This window comes from Advenella mandrilli (genome assembly GCF_016595155.1).
Taxonomy (GTDB): domain Bacteria; phylum Pseudomonadota; class Gammaproteobacteria; order Burkholderiales; family Burkholderiaceae_B; genus Advenella; species Advenella mandrilli.
Genome location: NZ_JAENGP010000009.1, coordinates 145934 through 165553, shown reverse-complemented (window position 1 = coordinate 165553; position 19620 = coordinate 145934). Strand labels below are relative to the sequence as shown.

Here is a 19620-nt window from a genome sequence, read left to right as displayed (position 1 = left end):
CAGCCAGCAGTAGCGGGCTAGTCGGCAAAGCGTCCAAAGGAGGGGATAATGAGTCAGATGGCAATCACAAAACCAGCCATGTCTGCCAGCGAAGCGGCGGCACTGCAAACAAAATTTGCAACATCAACCAAACGCAATAAGGTCAAGGCATTTGGCCTGGTCGTTCCTTTGGTTCTTTTTCTTTTATTGTTATTTGTGGCGCCCATCCTGTCTTTTCTGAATAAAAGCATCGAAAACCCTGAAGTGGTTTCTGTATTGCCCATAACAAGTGAACAGTTACGTGATTGGGAAGTGGGTCAACCGTTGCAGGAACGCTTTTACCAGGCATTGGCGCAGGACCTGGCCACGGCCAAACAGGCGCGTACCTCGGGTGATCTGATGCGACGGCTGAATTTTGAGGAACCGGGGGCCCGCAGCCTGTTATCAAAGACCCTGCGTAAAATGCCGCTGCCCGAAACAGTTGGCTCGTACCGGAGCGAATTTGAACATATAGATGGCCGCTGGGCTGACCCGGCAACCTGGGCACTGTTTAAGCGTAATTCAAATGAGTTAACCGCTTTTTACTTGCTCACAGCCCTGGACATGAAATATAACGACCAGAATGAGATTGTCAGTGCCGGCGCGTCAGAATCCATTTTTCTGGATATCTATTTGCGCACCTTTAAAATGGCGCTGGTGGTGACCCTGTGTACCTTGATTCTGGCCTACCCCTTGTCTTATTTGCTGGCAACCTTGCCGGCAAAAACCGGCAACCTGCTGATGATTCTGGTCTTGCTGCCATTCTGGACCTCGCTGTTGGTGCGTACGGCCGCCTGGATTGTTCTGTTGCAAAACGGTGGAATTATCAATGGTTTTCTGGTGTGGGCAGGGTTTGTTGACCAGCCCATACAGCTGGTGTTTAACCGGATCGGGGTTTATATCTCAATGGTGCATATTATGCTGCCATTCATGATTTTGCCTATTTATAGCGTCATGAAAGGCATTTCGCCCACTTATATCCGTGCCGCCATATCACTGGGCTGTCACCCCATTGCCAGTTTCTGGAAGGTGTATTTTCCCCAGACGGTGGCGGGTGTCAGTGCCGGCTGCCTGCTGGTTTTTATTACTTCTATTGGCTACTACATTACCCCGGCATTGCTGGGTGGTCCCAAAGACCAGATGATTAGTTATTTTATTGCCTTTTATACCAACGGTTCCATTAATTGGGGTCTGGCAGCGGCGCTGGGCATGTTCCTGTTGCTGGCCACCCTTATTCTGTATGCCGTGTATAACCGGCTGGTTGGCAGTGGTAAAGTGAGGCTCGCATGAAAAAAATCAAAGGAAATCGTACCGGTGTGGAAATCGTCTGGTTCTATTTACACCGGATTATTTGCGCGCTGATTTTGCTGTTCCTGATTACACCGATTCTGGTGATTGTGCCACTGTCGTTTAGCGATAGTACGTTTCTGGTTTATCCGGTACAAGGTTTTTCCCTGCGCTGGTACGAAAACTTTTTTTCATCACCCACCTGGATGCTGGGTTTGAAAAACACCCTGATTGTGGCACCGCTGGCAACCCTTATCGCCATGGTATTGGGAACCCTGGCGGCGCTGGGATTTAATCGGGCCAATTTTTTCGGCAAGGCGTTTATGATGAGCCTGTTGGTGTCTCCCATGGTGGTGCCGGTTGTTATTGTAGGGGTGGCGGCTTACCTGTTTTTTGCGCCTTTGGGCCTGGCTAATAATATCTGGCTGCTGATTCTGATGCATGCCGTGCTGGGTGTCCCTTTTGTGGTAATTACCGTATTGGCCACACTGGAAGGCTTTGACCATAATCTGGTGAAAGCGGCCAGCAGCCTGGGGGCGTCACCCGCGTATGCCTTTTTTAAGATCACCTTGCCGATTATTGCGCCCGGCGTTATTTCTGGCGGCCTGTTTGCCTTTGGCATTTCTTTTGACGAGGTGGTTCTTACTTTATTTGTGGCGGGACCAGATCAATATACGTTACCCAGGGTTATGTTCAGTGGAATTCGGGAAAACCTGAACCCCACCATTGCTGCTGCGGCAACCATGCTCATCGTGTTTTCAATTGTGATGCTCCTGACCCTGGAATGGCTCAGGAGGCGTGGCGAAAAAATGCGTCTTGGCCAGACAAACGGCGGCTAGCCTGGCGGGCAAATAAAACAGGTACGGCAAACGGGAGCCTGTCCCGGTTTGCCGTGCAAAAACAAAGGTAGCTGGTCACGCCTGGCCAGGCATGTTCAAATCAATGCCAGGAAGACAGGATATATTGTTGTTTTTAAAGTATTATCCAGCAAAATAAAACGCTTTAAATGCTTGCTAAAGCAGGGCGCATCGTGTATAGTAATAGTCTTCGCTCATTCTACAGTGGGTGGAGAGTTCTTATTTAAGCAGATTTCAACCCAGGGTGGCTTGGTTTAAACGCCAATCGACCTGACGGGACCAAAACTGGTTATATGAATAGCGAAAGCGAATATGGTCCGCCACATTTTGTTTGGCGGTATATGTAACTAAGTTGGAACAGGAATAATCATGATCCAAATGCAAAGCACGCTAGACGTGGCTGATAACACTGGTGCACGCCGCATAATGTGCATTAAGGTGTTAGGTGGCTCCAAGCGCCGTTATGCTGCCATCGGTGACATTATCAAAGTTAGTGTTAAAGATGCAGCGCCGCGCGGACGCGTCAAAAAAGGCGAAATTTATAATGCGGTTGTTGTTCGTACCGCTAAGGGCGTTCGTCGTAAAGATGGCTCATTAATCCGTTTCGGCGGTAATGCAGCTGTATTGCTCAATGCCAAGCTGGAGCCAATCGGTACTCGCATTTTCGGCCCTGTTACGCGTGAATTGCGTACAGAGCGCTTTATGAAAATCGTGTCTCTGGCACCTGAAGTGTTATAAGAGGGTAACGATGAACAATATCCGTAAAGGTGATGAAGTTATCGTTTTGACCGGACGCGACAAAAAGCGTCGTGGTGTTGTGCTGGCTCGCGTCGGCGCAGATCACGTTCTGGTTGAAGGCGTTAACGTCGTTAAGAAACACCAAAAACCTAATCCCATGACAAATAATCCTGGCGGTATCGTTGAAAAAACGCTGCCAATCCACATTTCAAATGTGGGCTTGTTTAACCCAGAAACAGGTAAAGCTGATCGCGTTGGTGTTAAAGAAGTGGATGGTCATAAAGTCCGTATTTATCGTTCCAACGGCGCTGTCGTTGGCGTGAAAGCGTAAGGGGCACAATATAATGGCTCGTTTACAAGATTTGTATAGAAGCAAGATTGCTGGCGAATTGAAAGAAAAGTTCGAATATAAAAGTGACATGGAAGTGCCTCGCATTACCAAAATCACTTTGAATATGGGCGTTTCTGAAGCGGTTGCAGACAAGAAAGTTATTGAACACGCCGTTTCTGACCTGACTAAAATTGCAGGGCAAAAACCAGTCGTGACAAAAACCCGCAAGGCGATTGCCGGTTTCAAGATTCGCGAAGACTATCCTATTGGTTGTATGGTTACTCTACGTGGCAAACGCATGTATGAGTTTCTGGATCGTCTGGTGACAGTGGCACTGCCACGTGTACGTGACTTCCGCGGTATTTCCGGTCGTGCTTTCGATGGTCGTGGTAACTACAACGTTGGGGTTAAAGAGCAAATCATTTTCCCTGAAATTGAATACGACAAAATTGATGCACTGCGTGGTCTGAATATCAGCATCATTACAACTGCTAAGACTGACGAAGAAGCGAAAGCGCTGCTCACAGCATTCAGCTTCCCGTTTCGTAACTAAGGGGCGATGACGTGGCAAAACTATCACTCATCAATCGCGATATCAAACGCGCAAAACTGGTTGCAAAATTTGCAGCCAAACGTGCCGAATTGACAGCGATCATTAACGACACATCTAAATCAGACGAAGAGCGCTATGTCGCCCGTCTGAAAGTGCAACAATTACCTCGCAATGCCAATCCAACACGCATGCGTAATCGTTGTGTAATTACTGGCCGTCCTCGTGGCGTGTTCAGCAAGTTTGGTTTGACTCGTCACAAACTGCGCGAAATGGCAATGCGCGGTGAAGTGCCTGGTATGACTAAAGCAAGCTGGTAGGAGAATATAAATGAGCATGAGCGATCCAATCGCCGATATGTTGACGCGTATCCGTAACGCCCAACAGGTCGAGAAAGTTTCGGTATCTATGCCCTCCTCTAAGCTGAAAGCGGCTATTGCTGCTGTGCTGAAAGATGAAGGTTATATCGAAAGCTTCGAAATTAAAGGTGAAAAAGCCAAGCCCGAGCTTGAAATTTCACTGAAATATTATGCAGGTCGTCCCGTGATCGAACGTATTGATCGCGTTTCACGTCCTGGTTTGCGTATCTACAAAGGTCGTGGTTCCATCCCGCAAGTGATGAACGGTCTTGGTGTCGCAATCGTTTCAACTTCGCGCGGTGTCATGACAGATCGCAAAGCACGCTCTGAAGGCGTGGGTGGCGAAGTTCTGTGTTATGTGGCATAAGGAGAATTCAATGTCACGTATAGCAAAATATCCAGTTATTGTACCTAACGGTGTGGAAGTTCACATTGCGCCCAATAACATCAATGTGAAAGGTCCTTTGGGCGAACTGAACCAGGAACTGAATGGCGAAGTTGTCATTACCCTTGATGACGGCAAATTGTCTTTCGCAGTAACTAATGAAACGCGTCATGCCAAAGCAATGTCAGGTACATTGCGTGCCCTGGTAAACAATATGGTTACCGGTGTTAGCACAGGTTTTGAGCGTCGCCTGAATCTGATCGGTGTGGGTTTCCGTGCACAGGTTCAGGGCAATGCGCTAAAAATGGATCTTGGCTTCTCTCATGATGTCATCCATCCGCTGCCAGAAGGTGTAAAAGCCGAATGTCCAAGCCAGACAGAAATCGTTCTGAAAGGTTACGACAAACAGGTGGTAGGACAGGTTGCTGCTAAAATTCGTGGCTATCGTCCACCAGAGCCTTACAAAGGCAAAGGTGTTCGTTATGCGGGTGAGCAGGTTATCATCAAAGAAGTTAAGAAGAAATAATAGCGCAGGCAAGGATAAATCATGGACAAGAAAGTATTCCGTTTGCGTCGTGCAGTGGCTACACGCCGGAAGATTTCAGAATTGCGTATGTATCGCTTATCTGTATATCGTTCCAATCTGCACATTTACGCGAACGTTATTTCGCCAGAAGGCGACAAAGTGTTATTCAGCGCATCTACTCTTGAAGCAGAAGTTCGTAAAGAACTGGCTGATGACAAAAAGAATGGCGGCAATGTCGAGGCAGCGGTTATCGTAGGTAAACGTGTTGCCGAGAAAGCCAAAGCCGCAGGTATCGAATCGGTCGCATTTGACCGTTCGGGTTTCCGTTATCATGGCCGTGTTAAGGCGTTGGCAGAAGCCGCGCGTGAAGCCGGTCTCAAGTTCTAAGCGAGGAATTGTCAAATGGCTAAAGCACAAGGCAAAAACGCCCCTGAACAAGAACGCGATGACGGTTTTCGTGAAAAAATGATCGCGGTTAACCGCGTCAGCAAAGTAGTCAAGGGCGGTCGCACCATGAGCTTTGCAGCGTTAACCGTGGTTGGAGATGGCGATGGTCGCATCGGCATGGGCAAAGGTAAAGCACGTGAAGTGCCGGTAGCAGTTCAGAAAGCAATGGAACAGGCCCGTCGTGGCATGGTCAAGATTGCCCTGAACAATGGCACTCTGCATCACACTGTAGTAGGCAAGCACGGTGCATCCACCGTTCTGATCTCTCCAGCGGCAGAAGGTACTGGCGTTATCGCCGGTGGCCCAATGCGTGCGATTTTCGAAGTAATGGGTGTACGTAACGTGGTTGCAAAAAGCTTGGGTTCAAGCAATCCATACAACCTGGTACGCGCAACCTTGAACGGTTTGAACGCATGTTTGACGCCATCTGAAGTGGCTGCCAAACGCGGTAAATCCGTTGAAGACATTCTGGGGTAAATCATGGCACAGAATAAACAAATTAAAGTAACACTGGTTCGCTCTGTCATTGGCACCAAACGCGACCACCGCGATACCGTTCGTGGTCTGGGTTTGGGTAAAGTGAACAGCAGCCGTGTGTTGCTTGATACGCCCGAAGTTCGTGGGATGATCCGTAAAGTGGGTTATCTCGTGTCAGTATCAGAAGCCTAAAGGAATAGAGATGTCTGAAATGCAACTCAATACGTTAGCTCCTGCTGCTGGAAGCAAGCATGTCAAACGTCGCGTAGGTCGCGGCATTGGCTCTGGCTTTGGTAAAACAGCAGGTCGTGGTCACAAAGGTCAGAAATCACGCACAGGCGGCTTTCATAAAGTCGGCTTTGAGGGTGGTCAGATGCCTTTGCAACGTCGATTGCCAAAACGCGGTTTCACACCACTGGGTCGGCATTTGCATGCAGAAGTGCGTTTGTCTGATTTACAGAAAATGGAAGCTGATGTCATCGACGTTCAGGTTTTAAAACAAGCTGGTGTTATTGGCCAAAGCGTTCGTTACGCCAAGGTCATCCTGTCCGGTGAATTGTCACGCAAAGTCTCCCTGAATGGCTTAACCGCCACAGCAGGTGCTCGCGCTGCAATTGAAGCCGCTGGCGGATCACTCGCTTAAAAAGGGGTAAAAGTGGCTAAAGCGCAGGCAGCAGGTAAAGCAGGTAGCGGTAAAAAATACGGCGACCTTAAACAGCGACTTGTGTTCCTGATTCTTGCTCTGATTGTGTACCGTTTCGGTACACATATTCCTGTTCCTGGCATCAACCCTGGTGCCATGCAGGATCTGTTTAATACACAGTCAGACGGAATTCTGGGTCTTTTTAACATGTTTTCCGGTGGTGCTCTCGAGCGCTTCTCCGTGTTTGCATTGGGTATCATGCCGTATATTTCGGCATCGATCATCATGCAGCTGGTGACAGCGGTCGTGCCATCCCTGGAAGCCCTGAAAAAAGAGGGTGAATCGGGTCGTCGCAAGATTACCCAGTACACCCGCTATTTCACTGTTGTATTAGCGTTGGTACAGTCATTTGGTATTGCAGCAACCTTACAGGCACAACCAAGTCTGGTTATCACTCCGGGAGCCATGTTTGTCTTCACGACGGTGGTTAGCCTGGTAACGGGTACCATGTTTGTAATGTGGCTGGGTGAGCAAATCACCGAACGTGGTTTGGGTAACGGTATTTCAATCCTGATTTTTGCAGGTATTGTGGCCGGTTTGCCCACTGCACTGGCAAGCATGTTCGAGCTTGTAAGCCAGAATCAGATCGGAACGGTTGCAGCCTTGTTCATTCTTGCGCTGGTCGTGGCGATAATTGCTTTGGTTGTATTTGTCGAACGTGGTCAGCGCCGCATTACCGTGAACTATGCTAAACGTCAGGTTGGAAATAAAATTTATGGTGGTCAAAGTTCTCATTTGCCACTGAAGTTGAATATGTCGGGCGTTATTCCCCCAATTTTTGCATCTTCAATTATTTTGTTTCCGGCTACAATTGCGAACTGGTTTTCAAGTGCAGGCCAAATTCGCTGGCTAAGTGATATATCAGCTGCTTTGCAGCCTGGTCAACCGCTTTATGTCACTGTATTTACTGCTTTGATTATATTCTTCTGTTTTTTCTATACGGCTCTTGTTTTCAACAGTCGTGAAACAGCAGATAACCTGAAGAAAAGTGGTGCATTTGTACCAGGTATTCGTCCAGGTCAGCAAACGGCAAAATATATTGATAAAATATTAATGCGTTTAACGCTGGTAGGCGCCATTTACATCACGCTGGTGTGTCTGGTTCCTGAGTTCCTTAGAATGCAGTGGCAGAATGTACCATTTTATCTGGGTGGCACCTCACTGTTAATTATTGTGGTGGTGACCATGGACTTTATGGCTCAGGTTCAGGCTTACATGATGTCGCACCAATATGATTCACTACTCAAGAAAACCAGTTTCAAGGGTACGAATTTACCAATGAGATAATAATCATGGCCAAGGACGACGTCATACAAATGCAGGGAGAGGTTATCGAAAACCTCCCCAACGCAACTTTTCGTATTAAACTGGAAAATGGCCATATGGTTTTAGGCTATATCTCTGGCAAAATGCGTATGCACTATATTCGGATTCTTCCGGGTGACAAGGTTACTGTGGAGTTAACTCCATATGACCTTTCACGCGCCAGAATCGTATTCCGCTCTAAATAAGCGGGAACAATTAGGAGTCAACCAATGAAGGTAATGGCATCGGTTAAAAAGATCTGCCGTAATTGCAAGATCATTAAACGTCACGGAGTTGTACGAGTAATTTGTACAGATCCGCGTCACAAGCAACGCCAGGGTTAATCCCTGCGTTAACGACTTAACGAGGAACAGTCATGGCCCGTATTGCAGGCATCAACATTCCGCCGCATCAACATGCAGAAATCGGTCTTACCGCTATTTTTGGTATTGGACGCACCCGCTCTCGTCAGATTTGCGAAGCATCAGGTGTACCATTCGATAAAAAAGTCAAAGACCTGACAGATGTAGAACTCGAGAAAATTCGTGAACAGATTGGAACGTTCACGGTTGAGGGTGATTTGCGACGTGAAGTACAACTTTCGATTAAACGCTTAATCGACTTGGGAACTTATCGTGGCATGCGCCACAGACGTGGACTGCCCGTCCGTGGTCAGCGCACTCGTACGAATGCGCGTACCCGTAAAGGACCGCGTCGTGCAGCTCAATCACTGAAGAAATAATCGGGGTAGGTTATTATGGCGAAAGCTTCTAGCGGCGCAAATCGCGCACGCAAAAAAATTAAAAAGGTTGTATCGGACGGCATTGCGCACGTTCATGCATCTTTTAACAACACAATCATCACAATTACTGACCGTCAAGGCAATGCCTTGTCATGGGCGACGTCGGGTGGCGCGGGCTTTAAAGGCTCACGCAAATCGACGCCTTTTGCAGCGCAGGTTGCAGCCGAGTCAGCGGGACGTGTAGCATTGGAATTTGGTATCAAAACACTTGAAGTGCGCGTAAAGGGCCCTGGTCCTGGTCGTGAATCTTCAATACGTGCATTGAATGCGCTAGGTATCAAAATTTCAAGTATCTCTGATATCACGCCAGTTCCGCATAACGGTTGCCGCCCTCCTAAACGCCGCCGTATCTAATATATTAAGGGAACATAATGGCACGATATACTGGACCAAAATGTAAACTTTCACGTCGTGAAGGTATTGATTTATTTCTGAAGAGTGCACGTCGCTCTTTGGATTCCAAATGTAAACTGGATTCCAAACCAGGTCAGCACGGCCGCACTTCCGGTGCCCGTACTTCCGATTATGGTTTACAGTTGCGCGAGAAACAAAAACTCAAACGTATGTACGGCGTACTTGAAAAACAATTCCGTAAATACTTTGCTGAAGCTGAGCGTCGCCGTGGCAACACAGGCGAGACCCTGATTCAGTTGTTGGAATCTCGCCTTGATAACGTGGTATACCGCATGGGTTTTGGCTCTACACGCGCCGAAGCACGTCAGCTGGTCAGCCACGGAGCGATTGAACTGAACGGCCACAAAGCCGACATTCCTTCAATGCTTATCAAAAGCGGAGACATCATTTCCGTACGTGAAAAATCCAAAGGCCAGGCTCGTATCAAAGAGTCTTTGGATCTGGCAACCGGTAATGGTCTGCCACAATGGGTCGAGGTAGATGCTGCCAAACTAACTGGCACATTCAAGCAAGCCCCAGATCGTGCAGATGTTGCGCGTGATATTAATGAATCAATGGTTGTTGAATTGTATTCTCGTTAATGTCGTGAAAAAGCAGAAAAGGTCTTGGCCTTTTCTGCTTTTTATCTTATATCCCGTTTTACAATTACATAAAAACAATAAAAATAAGCTATAATCTTCCGGTTCTTCATCAGGTTGATCTTGCGCATATTGTCGCAATCAGTCTGTTTTTTATATTTTTATCTTATCCATCAGCCTTATCGGTGTAACGAGCCGAGGGTATTGAAAAGGAAATGAAATGTCTCAGGCTTTTCTTAAACCACGTTCCATTGACGTAACACCCATTACCGACAACCATGCCAAAGTTGTCATGGAGCCTTTTGAGCGCGGTTTTGGCCATACCTTGGGCAATGCCCTGCGCCGTATCCTGTTGTCTTCCATGACAGGCTACGCACCCACCGAAGTACAAATTACCGGTGTCGTGCACGAATATTCAACATTGCCAGGCGTAGGCGAAGACGTGGTTGACATTCTGCTTAACCTGAAAGGGGTTATCTTCAAACTGCACAACCGTGAAGAAGTAACCGTTACCTTGCGTAAAAGCGGTACGGGCCCAATTCTGGCTAGCGACATTGAACTTCCCCATGATGTTGAAATCATCAATCCGGATCATGTTATTGCCAACCTGACCGAAAACGGCAAGCTTGAAATGCAAATCAAGGTAGAGCAGGGTCGCGGTTATGTGCCCGGTAACATTCGTGCCCTGTCAGAAGATAAAGCCCATACTATTGGTCGCATTATCCTGGATGCCTCTTACAGCCCAATCCTTCGCGTTAGTTATGCGGTTGAAAGCGCCCGTGTTGAACAGCGTACCGACCTTGACAAACTGATCCTCGATATCGAAACAGACGGTGTGATTACACCCGAGGAAGCCGTACGTCAGGCTGCCCGTATTTTAATGGACCAGATTTCCGTATTTGCCGCCCTTGAAGGCGCAACCGAAACCTATGAAACCCCTGTACGTGGCGCACCACAAATTGATCCTGTCCTGCTGCGTCCGGTTGACGATCTTGAGTTAACTGTTCGCTCGGCCAACTGCCTGAAAGCGGAAAACATTTACTACATTGGTGACCTGATCCAGCGCACCGAAAATGAATTGCTGAAAACCCCTAACCTGGGTCGCAAATCACTGAACGAAATTAAAGAAGTACTGGCCGCACGCGGCCTGACCCTGGGCATGAAACTTGAAAATTGGCCACCTCTTGGCCTGGAACGCCCATAAAGCAAACATTTATTGCCAGCCTTTTTAAATCCGGCTGGCAGTATTTACATCAACCGGACCGCCGTCTTTGGTCATCATTTCAAAAACGGATAGAAGAGCTGGATTAATCGAATGATCAGCCGATCATTTTAAATTTAGATTCATAGGAAATATATCATGCGTCATCGCAGTGGTTTACGTAAATTAAATCGTACAAGCAGCCATCGTCTGGCTATGTTCCGCAACATGTCTGTATCCCTGATCCAGCACGAAGCGATTAAAACAACATTGCCTAAAGCCAAAGAGCTGCGCCGTGTCATCGAACCCCTGATCACTTTAGCCAAAGAGCCGACCCTGGCCAATAAACGCCTGGCATTTGCCCGTTTGCGCGATCGTGATGCTGTTGTTAAATTGTTCGCTGAAATCGGTCCCCGTTTCCAGGAGCGTAATGGTGGTTACACCCGCATCCTTAAAATGGGTTTCCGTCAAGGTGACAATGCCCCCATGGCTTTCATGGAGTTGGTTGACCGCCCGGAAGTTGCTGATGAAGTCGTTGACGCCGAGTAATTGAGCAATCAGTTATTCAGGCCTCAGGAAAAGCACCCTTAAAAACGGGTGCTTTTTTTTGCCTGACGGAACTGATCGGGAGCGCTAATTGGATGAGCCGTAAAACATCTTTTTTGAAGCCATGAAAAATTGTCAATATCTTTATATTGGCTAATATTTGGCCAGGATGACACAATAAGGGCAAAGGGCGTAATATGATTATGTTCGGGCTTTGGTTCTTTTGTAATTTATAATGGTGGTAACCCTGCCACTGGCTGTTAAGGTGTGAATATGAAAATTGAATCGGTTGTACTTGACCAGTGGTATCCCGTCGCAACAGAAAATATGCTGGTTGCAGGCAAGGTTTATCACTCGCAGTTGTTGGGGCAACCCATCGAGTATGGACTGGATGAAAATGCGACCTTTTATGCCACTCATCGCACGACCCAAGCGCAGTTGCCTGTATTAATGCAGCATTACACCTATTGGATCAGCCTGGGGAATCCACCTGCTTTGTTTTCCATTCCCGAATTCCAGGACTCAGAGCGGCGTGTGCTGGCGACGGTTCCGGTAAGCGTGCGGACTTCCGGTTTACGGGTGGTGGAGAATTTTCTGGATATGGCACATTTCCCGTTTATTCATGAAGGAACGCTGGGAGAAATGCCTTTCACCGCGGTCAAGCCTTATCGTGTTGATATTGAAAATGATGAAATTTATGCCCGGGATTGCGAGTTTTACCAACCGATGGCGGCTTTTAGTCATGAAGGTGGCATGAATATTGAATATATATACAGGGTTAGCGGCCCGTTTAATGCTGTATTGTATAAAACCTGCCCTTTGCAACCGGCCAAAAAAGATATTGTCTGTCTTTTTGTCCAGCCTTGTGAAGAAGATCGCAGTATTGTTCATATGCCAATGGCTTGTCTTGATGATAGTGCCAGTCTTGAAGAGTTGCGTTTGTTTCGACAAAACATCCTTGGCCAGGATATTGGCATACTGAATAATCAAGTCCCTCGTAAACTGCCGTTGTTAGCCGATTTTGAAATATCAACCGGTGCTGATGCCATTTCGCTTGCCTATCGACGCTGGCTAAACGAAAAAGGCGTATGTTATGGAACCTTTCAGAACGCCTGAAATACGGTTTTCTTAGTCTTAATGCTGATAAGAGTTGAATATGTTTGAAGATAAATGGTTTCCTGTTGCCAGAGCCGATGAACTGGTTTTGCGTCATGTATTCCATGCCCAATTGCATGGCGTGGAGCTGGCCTTATGGAGAACCGACAAGGGTGAAGTTAATGCCTGGGAAAACCGCTGTCCACACCGTGGCATGCGGCTAACCCTGGGTGTTAATACGGGCAAAAGCCTGAAGTGCCAATACCATGGCTGGCAGTTCCACTCCGGTGACGGACAGTGTTCAGTGATTCCTTCGGTGGCCGATGGCAGTATTCCACACTCTGCCTGCGCCAAAAATTTTTCTGTGACAGAAAAAAACGGTTTTGTCTGGGTCAATTTGACGCGAGACTATCTTAGTGAGCCAAGCACGCTTACCCATGCCTTTGGGTTGCCATCCAGCGTGCTGCGAAGCATCACCGTCAATGCGCCACTGGCGCTGGTACAGGCGCAGTTGCAGCGCTTCTGTCATTATGACCGGCACGTCGACAGGCAAACCTTTCAGGTACGTGAAGATGGATTAATGGTGCATGTCTGCTGGCAAGAATACATGTTGCAAACGATAGAAGTGCTGTTCATGCTGCAACCGGCACATACCGAAAAAACGCTTATTCATGTCATGTGCAACCAGAGTGATGATGAACTGAAGTGGACACATCGTATCAACCAGGCTCTGACAAACTTGAAGCTTGAACTTGAAGCCGGCAGGGATGTCAGGCAAGAAGAGCCGGTTATTGCACCACAGCCGGTACAGGCCTTACCGCGCTGGTTACCGGCAAGGGTTATCGAGCGCAAGGAAATTGCCGAACAGGTGGCTTCGTTTCGTTTGCATTTGCCGTCATTCAATCGTTTCAAGGGTATCGAGGCCGGTGCGCATATTGATGTCCGCACGCCGCAAGGCCTGGTGCGGCAGTTTTCCCTGGTTGAATGGGACACGAAAGCACAGGAACTGCTGATCGGAGTCAAGCTTGAGCCCAAGTCCAGAGGCGGATCAACCTTTTTGTATAACCATGTCAAGGTAGACAGCGTACTTGAAATTTCGGCACCCAGAAACCATTTTCGCCTGGTGCCGGGCAAAGGTGGCCTATTAATAGCCGGTGGTATTGGTGTGGCGCCAATTGTTGCCATGGCCAACCAGCTTGCCCATGAAAAACTGCCTTATCATTTGCATTATTTCGTGCGCAATATCTATTCCCGTGCTTTTGTAGACCAGCTTAATAAACTGGCTAATGTTTCGTTTTATCAAGCCATGCAAGCAGATCAGGTGGCCGGGCAGCTTAAAACCATTCTGGCAAAGGTAAGCACCGAGCAGCCTAATGTGTATATTTGTGGCCCTAAAGGCCTGCTTGATACCGCATTGCGGGTCATTCAGGAAAATGGCTGGTCGCACATCCAGGTTCGTCATGAACTTTTTTCCAACCGGGTTGATCACCGTGATGAGCACACCTTCAAGGTCACGCTGGCCAAATCGGGCCAAAGCTATATTATTCCTTCCGGTGTCAGTATTACCGATGCCTTAAGGGAATACGGGGTGCACATTGAAACCTCGTGTGAGCAGGGGGTGTGCGGCACCTGTTATACCAAAGTCCTGTCAGGCAAGCTTGATCACAAGGATGCCTACTTGAGTGAAGAAGAAAAGCAAAGCGGCGATTGCATGATGCCTTGTGTGTCACGTAGCGCAAGCGATGATCTGGTGCTGGATATCTAGGAGCGGGAATGTTAAGTTTGTACGATTGCGAATTTTCTGAAAATTGCTATAAAGTTCGCCTGTTCCTGAGTATCCTGGGACAGGAACACCAGCTTATCCCGGTTGAGCTTTTTCCCGGGCGTGAGCATCAACAGGCCCATTTTCGTGCTATTAACCCTTTGGCCAAAGTGCCTGTGCTGGAAGACAACGGCTTGATTTTGCGCGATTCACAAGCTATTTTAGTTTATCTTGCCTGTAAATATGCCCCTAAAGGAAAATGGTACCCACTTGAGGAGGCATCCAGGATTGCCCGGGTACAGATGTGGCTGTCCTTTGCCAACGACCTGAATGAAACGATTTCAAGCGTGCGCCGCCAGGTACAAGTGTTTGGTAAAGATGAGAATGTTGCCCCAAAGTGCAAGGCTGCCCGGGAATTGCTGGCGGTTATGGAAGAGCATATGTGGTTTGCCGAAAAAGCCGGCCATTTTTGGCTGTGTGCGGGTGATCATCCCACGGTTGCCGATTTGGCCTGCTTTCCGCATGTCATGCTGTCTGATGAAGCCGGTATTTCTTTAATTGATTACCCGGCCCTGCGTCGCTGGACCGATCGTGTCAAGGGTATTAACGGTTTTACGGCCATGCCAGGCATTTTCAGCCTTACCAGCAGTTAGCGCGATACTCCCAGTTCAGTTCAATACTTTATCCAGGGTGGCAGAAAATTTCCCGGCATTCTGAAAGCCCACCACACGGATTCTTTCCAGTTCCTGGCCCTTGTCATTGAAAAAGATAATCCCTGGCGGGCCAAACAGCTTGAAGCGTTTTAACAGCGCGCGATCGGCCTCGTTGTTTTTGGTGACATCCACTTGCAACAGCAGCATCTGGTTTAATTTCTGCTTGACAGCAGGGTCGGAAAAAGTAAACAGCTCCATTTCCTTGCAGGAGATGCACCAGTCGGCATAAAAATCCAGCATGACCGGTTTGCCGGCATTGGCCACCGTGGTTTCAAGTTCTGCCAGGGTGGTAACCATAACAAATGGTGTTTCTTCTACGGCTGCGGTGCTGCCGCGCATGGCAAAGGCCTGGCCGTTGCCTGTGCCAGTGCTTAAGCCCTTAAGTGGGCTAAGCACGCTTTGTCCGCCCGTGGCCAAACCCAGCATGAGCAAGATGGCCCATAAGGCAAACAGCAGGCCGGTGGCCTTGAACAGCAGTTTCAGAATGCTGTTATTGTCTGGCAAGGGGGTAAGAGCGCCCAATAACAATGCCAGGCACATGGACAGGAAAGCCCAGGCCAGCAGGTTAAACCAGCTGGGGGTGATGGGCATGATCATCCAGACAGCGGTAGCCAGCAACAGCAGGCCACAGAAGTTCTTGATGTTGTTCATCCAGGGGCCGGCCTTGGGCAGCAGGGCACCTGAAGAGGTGCCCAGGATGAGCAGGGAAGTACCCTGGCCCCAGGCCAGGACAAACAGCGCCAGGCCACCCGTGGTTAAATTGCCGGTTTGTGAAATAAACAGCAGCACACCCGCCAGCGGAGCCGCTACACAAGGACCGCAGATCAGGGCCGAAACAATACCCATGAAAAAGGCATTGCCCATACGGCCGCCCGGCATGCGGGACACTTTTTCATTCAGGGAAGACTGCAGGCTGGTGGGCATCTGGATGGAAAAAGCCCCAAACATGCCAATGGCCAGGATGACCAGGGCAATGGCAAACAGGCCAAGTACCCAGGGATTCTGGATCCAGGAGGCCATGACGGCACCAATAGAGGCGGCCAGTATGCCCAGAATGGTATAAACAACAGAGGTCCCCAGTACGTACATAAGCGTCAGGTTAAGGCCCCTGAAGCGCGAGACGCTGGCATTGGCAGCCTTGCGGTCACCCACCACAATAGATAGCAGGATGGGCAGCATGGGCAGCACACAGGGCGTAAAAGAGAGCAGAACCCCCAGGGCGAAGCTGAGCAGGATAATTTTTAGCAGACTGGCATCGCCCAGCCAGGCGGCAATATCGGTATCACCGGCATCGAACAGGGAAATATTGTTGCTGGTGGACACCAGGGATGGGCCGCCCAATACGGTACCTTTGCCAGCGGTAATTTCATAGCCGGTCGCGGTGGGGCTTAAGCCAATTTCGTAGGTCATGGGCGGGTAGCACAGGCCGGCATCGGCACAGCCCTGCCCAATCAGCTCAAGGGTAAAAGGGCTGTCACGCTTGTTGAGGGGTAATTGGATGTCCACATTGTTGTAATAGACCTCCATTTCCTTGTCGAAAGTGGGGTCGTATTTGACCTGTCCGGAAGACGGATAAACGGGGGTGCCCAGCAATTGGCTTGCCTGTGTGGCGCTGTCATCATCATCTTTAATATGATATTCAAAGCGCTCGCGGTACATATAATATTTTGGCGCAATGTCAAAATGGATGTTCAGCTGGTTGCCGGTTTGCATTTGGGCTGAAAATACAAATGCCTTTTCGGGATCAAGAAAATCTTCTTCTGCCTGCAGGGGCGAGAGGGCAGCGAAAAAAAACAGGGTGAAAACAGACAAGAACCAGAGAAATTTTTTGTACAGCGGTGCAATCATGGAATGGACTCAAATTTTTGTTTGTTGCTGGACCCAATATAAATAGGGGGTGTGCCCGCCTGTTATGGGCACGGCAATAATTTCGGGCACTTCATAAGGATGCAGCTCGGCAATTTTCTGAAAGCATGCCTGCTGGCGTTCCTGGGTGGTTTTGATGGTCAAGGTGATTTCTTCGTTGCCCTCGATCACGTTTTCCCACTGGTAGATAGACAGCCCGGGGGCACTTAGGTTCACACAGGCAGCCAGCTTTTCTTCAACCAGGACGTGGGCAATGCGTTTGCCCAGAAGCAGGTCGGGAACCGTGCTGTAAATAAGAATGCAATTGCCGGTATCTGTTTTCATGAAAATGACCTTTGAGAGAAACACAAAGGTCATTTTAGCGTAAGAATGGGCAGATTGGCCTGACCCGGATTAAGGAAACGGGCTTTGGCGGAAGGATTAGTTTTCGAGCAGGAGCCGGTTTTTTTCGGAAATGCCGATGCCTGCCCAGTTATTGCCCAGTTCGCTAACCAGCAGGCAGTCGTTAACACTAAGCGCAGGTAAAAGCAGGTCGCGTACCTGATTGGCGTTAAGGGGAGTAGAGACGATATAGCTGGCGTCAAAACAGTGCCAGCGGTTGGGGAAATGCTGGTCGATGATTTCCTTTAAGCGGGTAAAGCGTGAACCCAGCAGGCGCAGGTCGTAAGCGATTAAAATATTCATGGTATTGCCTCTTGCTCATTGTTGAAATCGTTAATGCTTATAATAATGACAATTGGCAAGAATAGCCATGGGTAAGGTGGGATATCTTGATATTTGTCTGGCTGGTTTTGCACCGGCCAGACGTTTGTAGTGGCAAGCGGCATGCTTGGCGCAGCCGTCTTGCCCGTCTTGCCACAGGTATTCCGTTGCAAGCGCCAAAGAGAAAGAAAAATATCAGTTTTGCTGTTGCAGGATTTTTGCCGCCTCGATGGCAAAGTAAGTCAGGATGCCGTCGGCACCGGCCCGCTTGAAGGCAAGCAGGGATTCCATCATGACTTTGTCGTGATCAAGCCAGCCGTTGATGGCTGCCGCCTTGATCATGGCGTATTCACCGCTAACCTGGTAGGCATAGGTGGGCATCCGGAACATTTCCTTGACATCGCGTACGATATCCAGATAGGGCATGCCGGGCTTGACCATGACCAGGTCGGCGCCTTCGCGGATGTCGGCAGCCACTTCACGCAGGGCTTCATGGCGGTTGGCCGGGTCGATCTGATAAGTCATTTTGTCTGCCTTGCCCAGGTTACCGGCAGAACCCACTGCATCGCGGAACGGGCCATAGAAAGCACTGGCGTACTTGGCAGAATAGGCCATGATGCGGGTGTAAATATGATTGTTGGCTTCAAGAGCCTGGCGAATGGCGCCAATGCGTCCGTCCATCATATCGCTGGGTGCGATGTAATCGGCGCCGGCCTGGGCCTGCACCAATGCCTGCCTAACCAGCATGTCAACCGTTGGCTCGTTTAATACATAGCCGCTGTCGTCAATTAAGCCATCCTGGCCGTGGCTGGTGTAAGGGTCAAGGGCCGCATCACATAAAATACCCAGCTCGGGGAATTCTTTCTTCAGGGAAGCCACCACACGTGGGATCAAGCCCTCGGGGTTGGCCGCTTCAATGCCATCGGGGGTTTTCAGGGAGGGCTCAATGGATGGGAACAGGGCCAATACCGGGATGCCCAGTTTGACGCACTCTTCGGCCACGGGCAAGATGGAGTCGGGAGAGTAACGAACGACACCAGGCATGGACAGCACGGGCTCGTGTAAATTGTTGCCTTCTTTCACAAAGACCGGGTAAATGAAATCATTAACCGAGAGTATGTTTTCCCGGACCAGGCGGCGCGAAAAATCGTCGCGACGGTTGCGACGGGGGCGTGAAGCGGGGAAATCGGCAGTAATAATTGTGCTCATGGAACAACCTTTGGTGAAATCCAGTTAATAATATTAAGGTCAGCCTCTTCAAGCCCAATACGCTGAGTGGCTGAGAAAGGGATGGCATTCAGGGCGCCAATATCTGCCAGGTCTTTGCGCACGGCAGCAACGGCTTTCAGGCGCTGGCCATAGGGCAGTTTATCGGCCTTGGTCAATAAGACAAGAACGGGTTTGCCGGAAGGGGCGATCCAGTTGGCCAGCCGGCGGTCCAGCTCGGTCACGCCGCGGCGGATATCAACCAGCAGCACAATGCCGGCCAGGGACGTGCGCTCACGCAGGTAGGCACCCAGGACATCGGCCCATTCTTCACGGGCATCACGGGCAATCGAGGCATAACCGTAACCCGGAAGGTCGACCAGAAAACCCAAAGGGTGTTCGGGGTCGAGCGGATCGGGTAGGCCAAACATGTTGATCAGCCGGGTGCGCCCGGGTGTTTTACTGGAGAAGGCCAGCCGTTTCTGGTTGGCCAGTACATTGATCGCAGAGGATTTGCCTGAATTGGAGCGGCCCACAAAACATACTTCGGGAACCGACGGTGGAGGCAACTGATGCAGCTTGGACGCTGACGTAAAGAAGGAAGCCCGATGTAAAATTGACACAAGTACGCTCGAATAAATAAAAAATAAGCCTCTATTGTATAATCCTTACCCATAAAAATCGCCTAAATTTGGTGATTGAGGTTTATACTCCTACGTTTAGAAGCATTATCTTTTACAATAGACGCTAAT

General features: G+C 49.1%; 28 protein-coding genes. 23 read left to right on the top strand and 5 right to left on the bottom strand.

The annotated features are described in order from the left end of the window. Positions 1–48 precede the first annotated feature (48 nt). From JHL22_RS09285 to JHL22_RS09175, 23 genes are all read left to right on the top strand, one after another. Complete coding sequence (locus JHL22_RS09285; RefSeq protein ID WP_200236301.1) at positions 49–1308, top strand: ABC transporter permease; 1260 nt, start codon at positions 49–51, stop codon at positions 1306–1308. Beyond that, positions 1305–2144, top strand: coding sequence for an ABC transporter permease (locus tag JHL22_RS09280; protein WP_200236299.1), 840 nt, complete (start codon positions 1305–1307; stop codon positions 2142–2144). The genes JHL22_RS09285 and JHL22_RS09280 overlap by 4 nt, the downstream gene beginning before the upstream one ends. Before the next feature lie 387 nt (positions 2145–2531). Beyond that, positions 2532–2900 (top strand): 50S ribosomal protein L14, encoded by a 369-nt coding sequence (gene rplN / locus JHL22_RS09275; protein ID WP_200236296.1) that lies wholly within the window; start codon positions 2532–2534, stop codon positions 2898–2900. 10 nt (positions 2901–2910) lie between these two features. Then, entirely contained in the window at positions 2911–3231 is a 321-nt protein-coding gene (rplX, locus tag JHL22_RS09270; protein WP_200236293.1) for a 50S ribosomal protein L24, read from the top strand. A gap of 13 nt (positions 3232–3244) precedes the next feature. After that, on the top strand, positions 3245–3784 hold the full coding sequence (gene rplE / locus JHL22_RS09265) for a 50S ribosomal protein L5 (RefSeq protein WP_200236290.1): 540 nt from the start codon (positions 3245–3247) through the stop codon (positions 3782–3784). A gap of 11 nt (positions 3785–3795) precedes the next feature. Continuing rightward, positions 3796–4101 (top strand): 30S ribosomal protein S14, encoded by a 306-nt coding sequence (gene rpsN / locus JHL22_RS09260; RefSeq protein ID WP_200236288.1) that lies wholly within the window; start codon positions 3796–3798, stop codon positions 4099–4101. Positions 4102–4111: 10 nt separating this feature from the next. Then, on the top strand, positions 4112–4507 hold the full coding sequence (gene rpsH, locus JHL22_RS09255) for a 30S ribosomal protein S8 (protein ID WP_200236285.1): 396 nt from the start codon (positions 4112–4114) through the stop codon (positions 4505–4507). Between the two features lie 10 nt (positions 4508–4517). Continuing rightward, the gene (gene rplF, locus JHL22_RS09250) at positions 4518–5051 is read left to right on the top strand and encodes a 50S ribosomal protein L6 (protein ID WP_200236282.1); all 534 of its coding nucleotides are present in this window, start codon (positions 4518–4520) and stop codon (positions 5049–5051) included. Positions 5052–5072: 21 nt separating this feature from the next. Further along, positions 5073–5438 (top strand): 50S ribosomal protein L18, encoded by a 366-nt coding sequence (gene rplR / locus JHL22_RS09245; protein WP_200236280.1) that lies wholly within the window; start codon positions 5073–5075, stop codon positions 5436–5438. 15 nt (positions 5439–5453) lie between these two features. After that, complete coding sequence (gene rpsE / locus JHL22_RS09240) at positions 5454–5975, top strand: 30S ribosomal protein S5 (RefSeq protein ID WP_200236278.1); 522 nt, start codon at positions 5454–5456, stop codon at positions 5973–5975. Between the two features lie 3 nt (positions 5976–5978). Beyond that, on the top strand, positions 5979–6167 hold the full coding sequence (gene rpmD, locus JHL22_RS09235; RefSeq protein WP_200236275.1) for a 50S ribosomal protein L30: 189 nt from the start codon (positions 5979–5981) through the stop codon (positions 6165–6167). 10 nt (positions 6168–6177) lie between these two features. Next, complete coding sequence (gene rplO, locus JHL22_RS09230) at positions 6178–6618, top strand: 50S ribosomal protein L15 (RefSeq protein ID WP_200236273.1); 441 nt, start codon at positions 6178–6180, stop codon at positions 6616–6618. Between the two features lie 12 nt (positions 6619–6630). Continuing rightward, positions 6631–7965: a preprotein translocase subunit SecY gene (gene secY, locus JHL22_RS09225; RefSeq protein WP_200236270.1), complete on the top strand. Its 1335-nt coding sequence runs from the start codon at positions 6631–6633 to the stop codon at positions 7963–7965. A gap of 5 nt (positions 7966–7970) precedes the next feature. After that, the gene (gene infA, locus JHL22_RS09220) at positions 7971–8189 is read left to right on the top strand and encodes a translation initiation factor IF-1 (RefSeq protein ID WP_189384634.1); all 219 of its coding nucleotides are present in this window, start codon (positions 7971–7973) and stop codon (positions 8187–8189) included. A 24-nt stretch (positions 8190–8213) separates the two neighbouring features. Beyond that, positions 8214–8327: a 50S ribosomal protein L36 gene (gene rpmJ / locus JHL22_RS09215; RefSeq protein WP_014752488.1), complete on the top strand. Its 114-nt coding sequence runs from the start codon at positions 8214–8216 to the stop codon at positions 8325–8327. 32 nt (positions 8328–8359) lie between these two features. After that, complete coding sequence (gene rpsM / locus JHL22_RS09210) at positions 8360–8725, top strand: 30S ribosomal protein S13 (RefSeq protein WP_200236267.1); 366 nt, start codon at positions 8360–8362, stop codon at positions 8723–8725. 15 nt (positions 8726–8740) lie between these two features. Then, the gene (rpsK, locus tag JHL22_RS09205; RefSeq protein WP_200236264.1) at positions 8741–9139 is read left to right on the top strand and encodes a 30S ribosomal protein S11; all 399 of its coding nucleotides are present in this window, start codon (positions 8741–8743) and stop codon (positions 9137–9139) included. Between the two features lie 17 nt (positions 9140–9156). Further along, the gene (rpsD, locus tag JHL22_RS09200; protein WP_200236261.1) at positions 9157–9780 is read left to right on the top strand and encodes a 30S ribosomal protein S4; all 624 of its coding nucleotides are present in this window, start codon (positions 9157–9159) and stop codon (positions 9778–9780) included. Positions 9781–9997: 217 nt separating this feature from the next. Further along, a complete protein-coding gene (locus tag JHL22_RS09195) occupies positions 9998–10981 on the top strand; it encodes a DNA-directed RNA polymerase subunit alpha (RefSeq protein WP_200236258.1) in 984 nt (327 codons plus the stop codon). Between the two features lie 156 nt (positions 10982–11137). Continuing rightward, on the top strand, positions 11138–11527 hold the full coding sequence (gene rplQ / locus JHL22_RS09190; protein ID WP_169293361.1) for a 50S ribosomal protein L17: 390 nt from the start codon (positions 11138–11140) through the stop codon (positions 11525–11527). A gap of 270 nt (positions 11528–11797) precedes the next feature. Next, positions 11798–12640, top strand: a complete 843-nt coding sequence (locus tag JHL22_RS09185; protein ID WP_200236255.1) for an aromatic ring-hydroxylating dioxygenase subunit alpha — start codon at positions 11798–11800, stop codon at positions 12638–12640. A gap of 40 nt (positions 12641–12680) precedes the next feature. Continuing rightward, positions 12681–14384 (top strand): Rieske 2Fe-2S domain-containing protein, encoded by a 1704-nt coding sequence (locus JHL22_RS09180; RefSeq protein WP_200236252.1) that lies wholly within the window; start codon positions 12681–12683, stop codon positions 14382–14384. Between the two features lie 8 nt (positions 14385–14392). Next, positions 14393–15034 carry a glutathione S-transferase family protein gene (locus JHL22_RS09175; protein ID WP_200236249.1) on the top strand — a complete coding sequence of 214 codons (642 nt, stop codon included), beginning with the start codon at positions 14393–14395 and terminating at the stop codon, positions 15032–15034. A 15-nt stretch (positions 15035–15049) separates the two neighbouring features. On the opposite strand, the gene dsbD is transcribed toward JHL22_RS09175, so the two are convergent. The 5 genes from dsbD to yihA form a co-directional block, all read right to left on the bottom strand. After that, complete coding sequence (gene dsbD / locus JHL22_RS09170; protein WP_200236246.1) at positions 15050–16942, bottom strand: protein-disulfide reductase DsbD; 1893 nt, start codon at positions 16940–16942, stop codon at positions 15050–15052. A gap of 9 nt (positions 16943–16951) precedes the next feature. After that, entirely contained in the window at positions 16952–17284 is a 333-nt protein-coding gene (gene cutA / locus JHL22_RS09165) for a divalent-cation tolerance protein CutA (RefSeq protein ID WP_200236243.1), read from the bottom strand. Positions 17285–17380: 96 nt separating this feature from the next. Beyond that, on the bottom strand, positions 17381–17644 hold the full coding sequence (locus JHL22_RS09160; protein WP_200236240.1) for a hypothetical protein: 264 nt from the start codon (positions 17642–17644) through the stop codon (positions 17381–17383). Between the two features lie 213 nt (positions 17645–17857). Then, positions 17858–18871, bottom strand: a complete 1014-nt coding sequence (hemB, locus tag JHL22_RS09155) for a porphobilinogen synthase (RefSeq protein ID WP_200236237.1) — start codon at positions 18869–18871, stop codon at positions 17858–17860. Next, positions 18868–19491, bottom strand: a complete 624-nt coding sequence (gene yihA, locus JHL22_RS09150; protein ID WP_200236235.1) for a ribosome biogenesis GTP-binding protein YihA/YsxC — start codon at positions 19489–19491, stop codon at positions 18868–18870. The genes hemB and yihA overlap by 4 nt, the downstream gene beginning before the upstream one ends. Between the last annotated feature and the right edge of the window lie 129 nt (positions 19492–19620).

Coding starts and splice junctions, on each gene's coding strand:
- JHL22_RS09160 (WP_200236240.1), bottom strand. CDS start 17,644: ATGAATATTTTAATCGCTTACGACCTGCGCCTGCTGGGTTCACGCTTT.
- JHL22_RS09180 (WP_200236252.1), top strand. CDS start 12,681: ATGTTTGAAGATAAATGGTTTCCTGTTGCCAGAGCCGATGAACTGGTT.
- rpsK (WP_200236264.1), top strand. CDS start 8,741: ATGGCGAAAGCTTCTAGCGGCGCAAATCGCGCACGCAAAAAAATTAAA.
- JHL22_RS09280 (WP_200236299.1), top strand. CDS start 1,305: ATGAAAAAAATCAAAGGAAATCGTACCGGTGTGGAAATCGTCTGGTTC.
- rpmD (WP_200236275.1), top strand. CDS start 5,979: ATGGCACAGAATAAACAAATTAAAGTAACACTGGTTCGCTCTGTCATT.
- rpsE (WP_200236278.1), top strand. CDS start 5,454: ATGGCTAAAGCACAAGGCAAAAACGCCCCTGAACAAGAACGCGATGAC.
- hemB (WP_200236237.1), bottom strand. CDS start 18,871: ATGAGCACAATTATTACTGCCGATTTCCCCGCTTCACGCCCCCGTCGC.
- rpsH (WP_200236285.1), top strand. CDS start 4,112: ATGAGCATGAGCGATCCAATCGCCGATATGTTGACGCGTATCCGTAAC.
- rplQ (WP_169293361.1), top strand. CDS start 11,138: ATGCGTCATCGCAGTGGTTTACGTAAATTAAATCGTACAAGCAGCCAT.
- rplR (WP_200236280.1), top strand. CDS start 5,073: ATGGACAAGAAAGTATTCCGTTTGCGTCGTGCAGTGGCTACACGCCGG.
- infA (WP_189384634.1), top strand. CDS start 7,971: ATGGCCAAGGACGACGTCATACAAATGCAGGGAGAGGTTATCGAAAAC.
- rpsM (WP_200236267.1), top strand. CDS start 8,360: ATGGCCCGTATTGCAGGCATCAACATTCCGCCGCATCAACATGCAGAA.
- rplE (WP_200236290.1), top strand. CDS start 3,245: ATGGCTCGTTTACAAGATTTGTATAGAAGCAAGATTGCTGGCGAATTG.
- cutA (WP_200236243.1), bottom strand. CDS start 17,284: ATGAAAACAGATACCGGCAATTGCATTCTTATTTACAGCACGGTTCCC.
- JHL22_RS09195 (WP_200236258.1), top strand. CDS start 9,998: ATGTCTCAGGCTTTTCTTAAACCACGTTCCATTGACGTAACACCCATT.
- rplX (WP_200236293.1), top strand. CDS start 2,911: ATGAACAATATCCGTAAAGGTGATGAAGTTATCGTTTTGACCGGACGC.
- JHL22_RS09185 (WP_200236255.1), top strand. CDS start 11,798: ATGAAAATTGAATCGGTTGTACTTGACCAGTGGTATCCCGTCGCAACA.
- JHL22_RS09175 (WP_200236249.1), top strand. CDS start 14,393: ATGTTAAGTTTGTACGATTGCGAATTTTCTGAAAATTGCTATAAAGTT.
- JHL22_RS09285 (WP_200236301.1), top strand. CDS start 49: ATGAGTCAGATGGCAATCACAAAACCAGCCATGTCTGCCAGCGAAGCG.
- rpmJ (WP_014752488.1), top strand. CDS start 8,214: ATGAAGGTAATGGCATCGGTTAAAAAGATCTGCCGTAATTGCAAGATC.
- rplO (WP_200236273.1), top strand. CDS start 6,178: ATGTCTGAAATGCAACTCAATACGTTAGCTCCTGCTGCTGGAAGCAAG.
- rplF (WP_200236282.1), top strand. CDS start 4,518: ATGTCACGTATAGCAAAATATCCAGTTATTGTACCTAACGGTGTGGAA.
- rplN (WP_200236296.1), top strand. CDS start 2,532: ATGATCCAAATGCAAAGCACGCTAGACGTGGCTGATAACACTGGTGCA.
- rpsD (WP_200236261.1), top strand. CDS start 9,157: ATGGCACGATATACTGGACCAAAATGTAAACTTTCACGTCGTGAAGGT.
- dsbD (WP_200236246.1), bottom strand. CDS start 16,942: ATGATTGCACCGCTGTACAAAAAATTTCTCTGGTTCTTGTCTGTTTTC.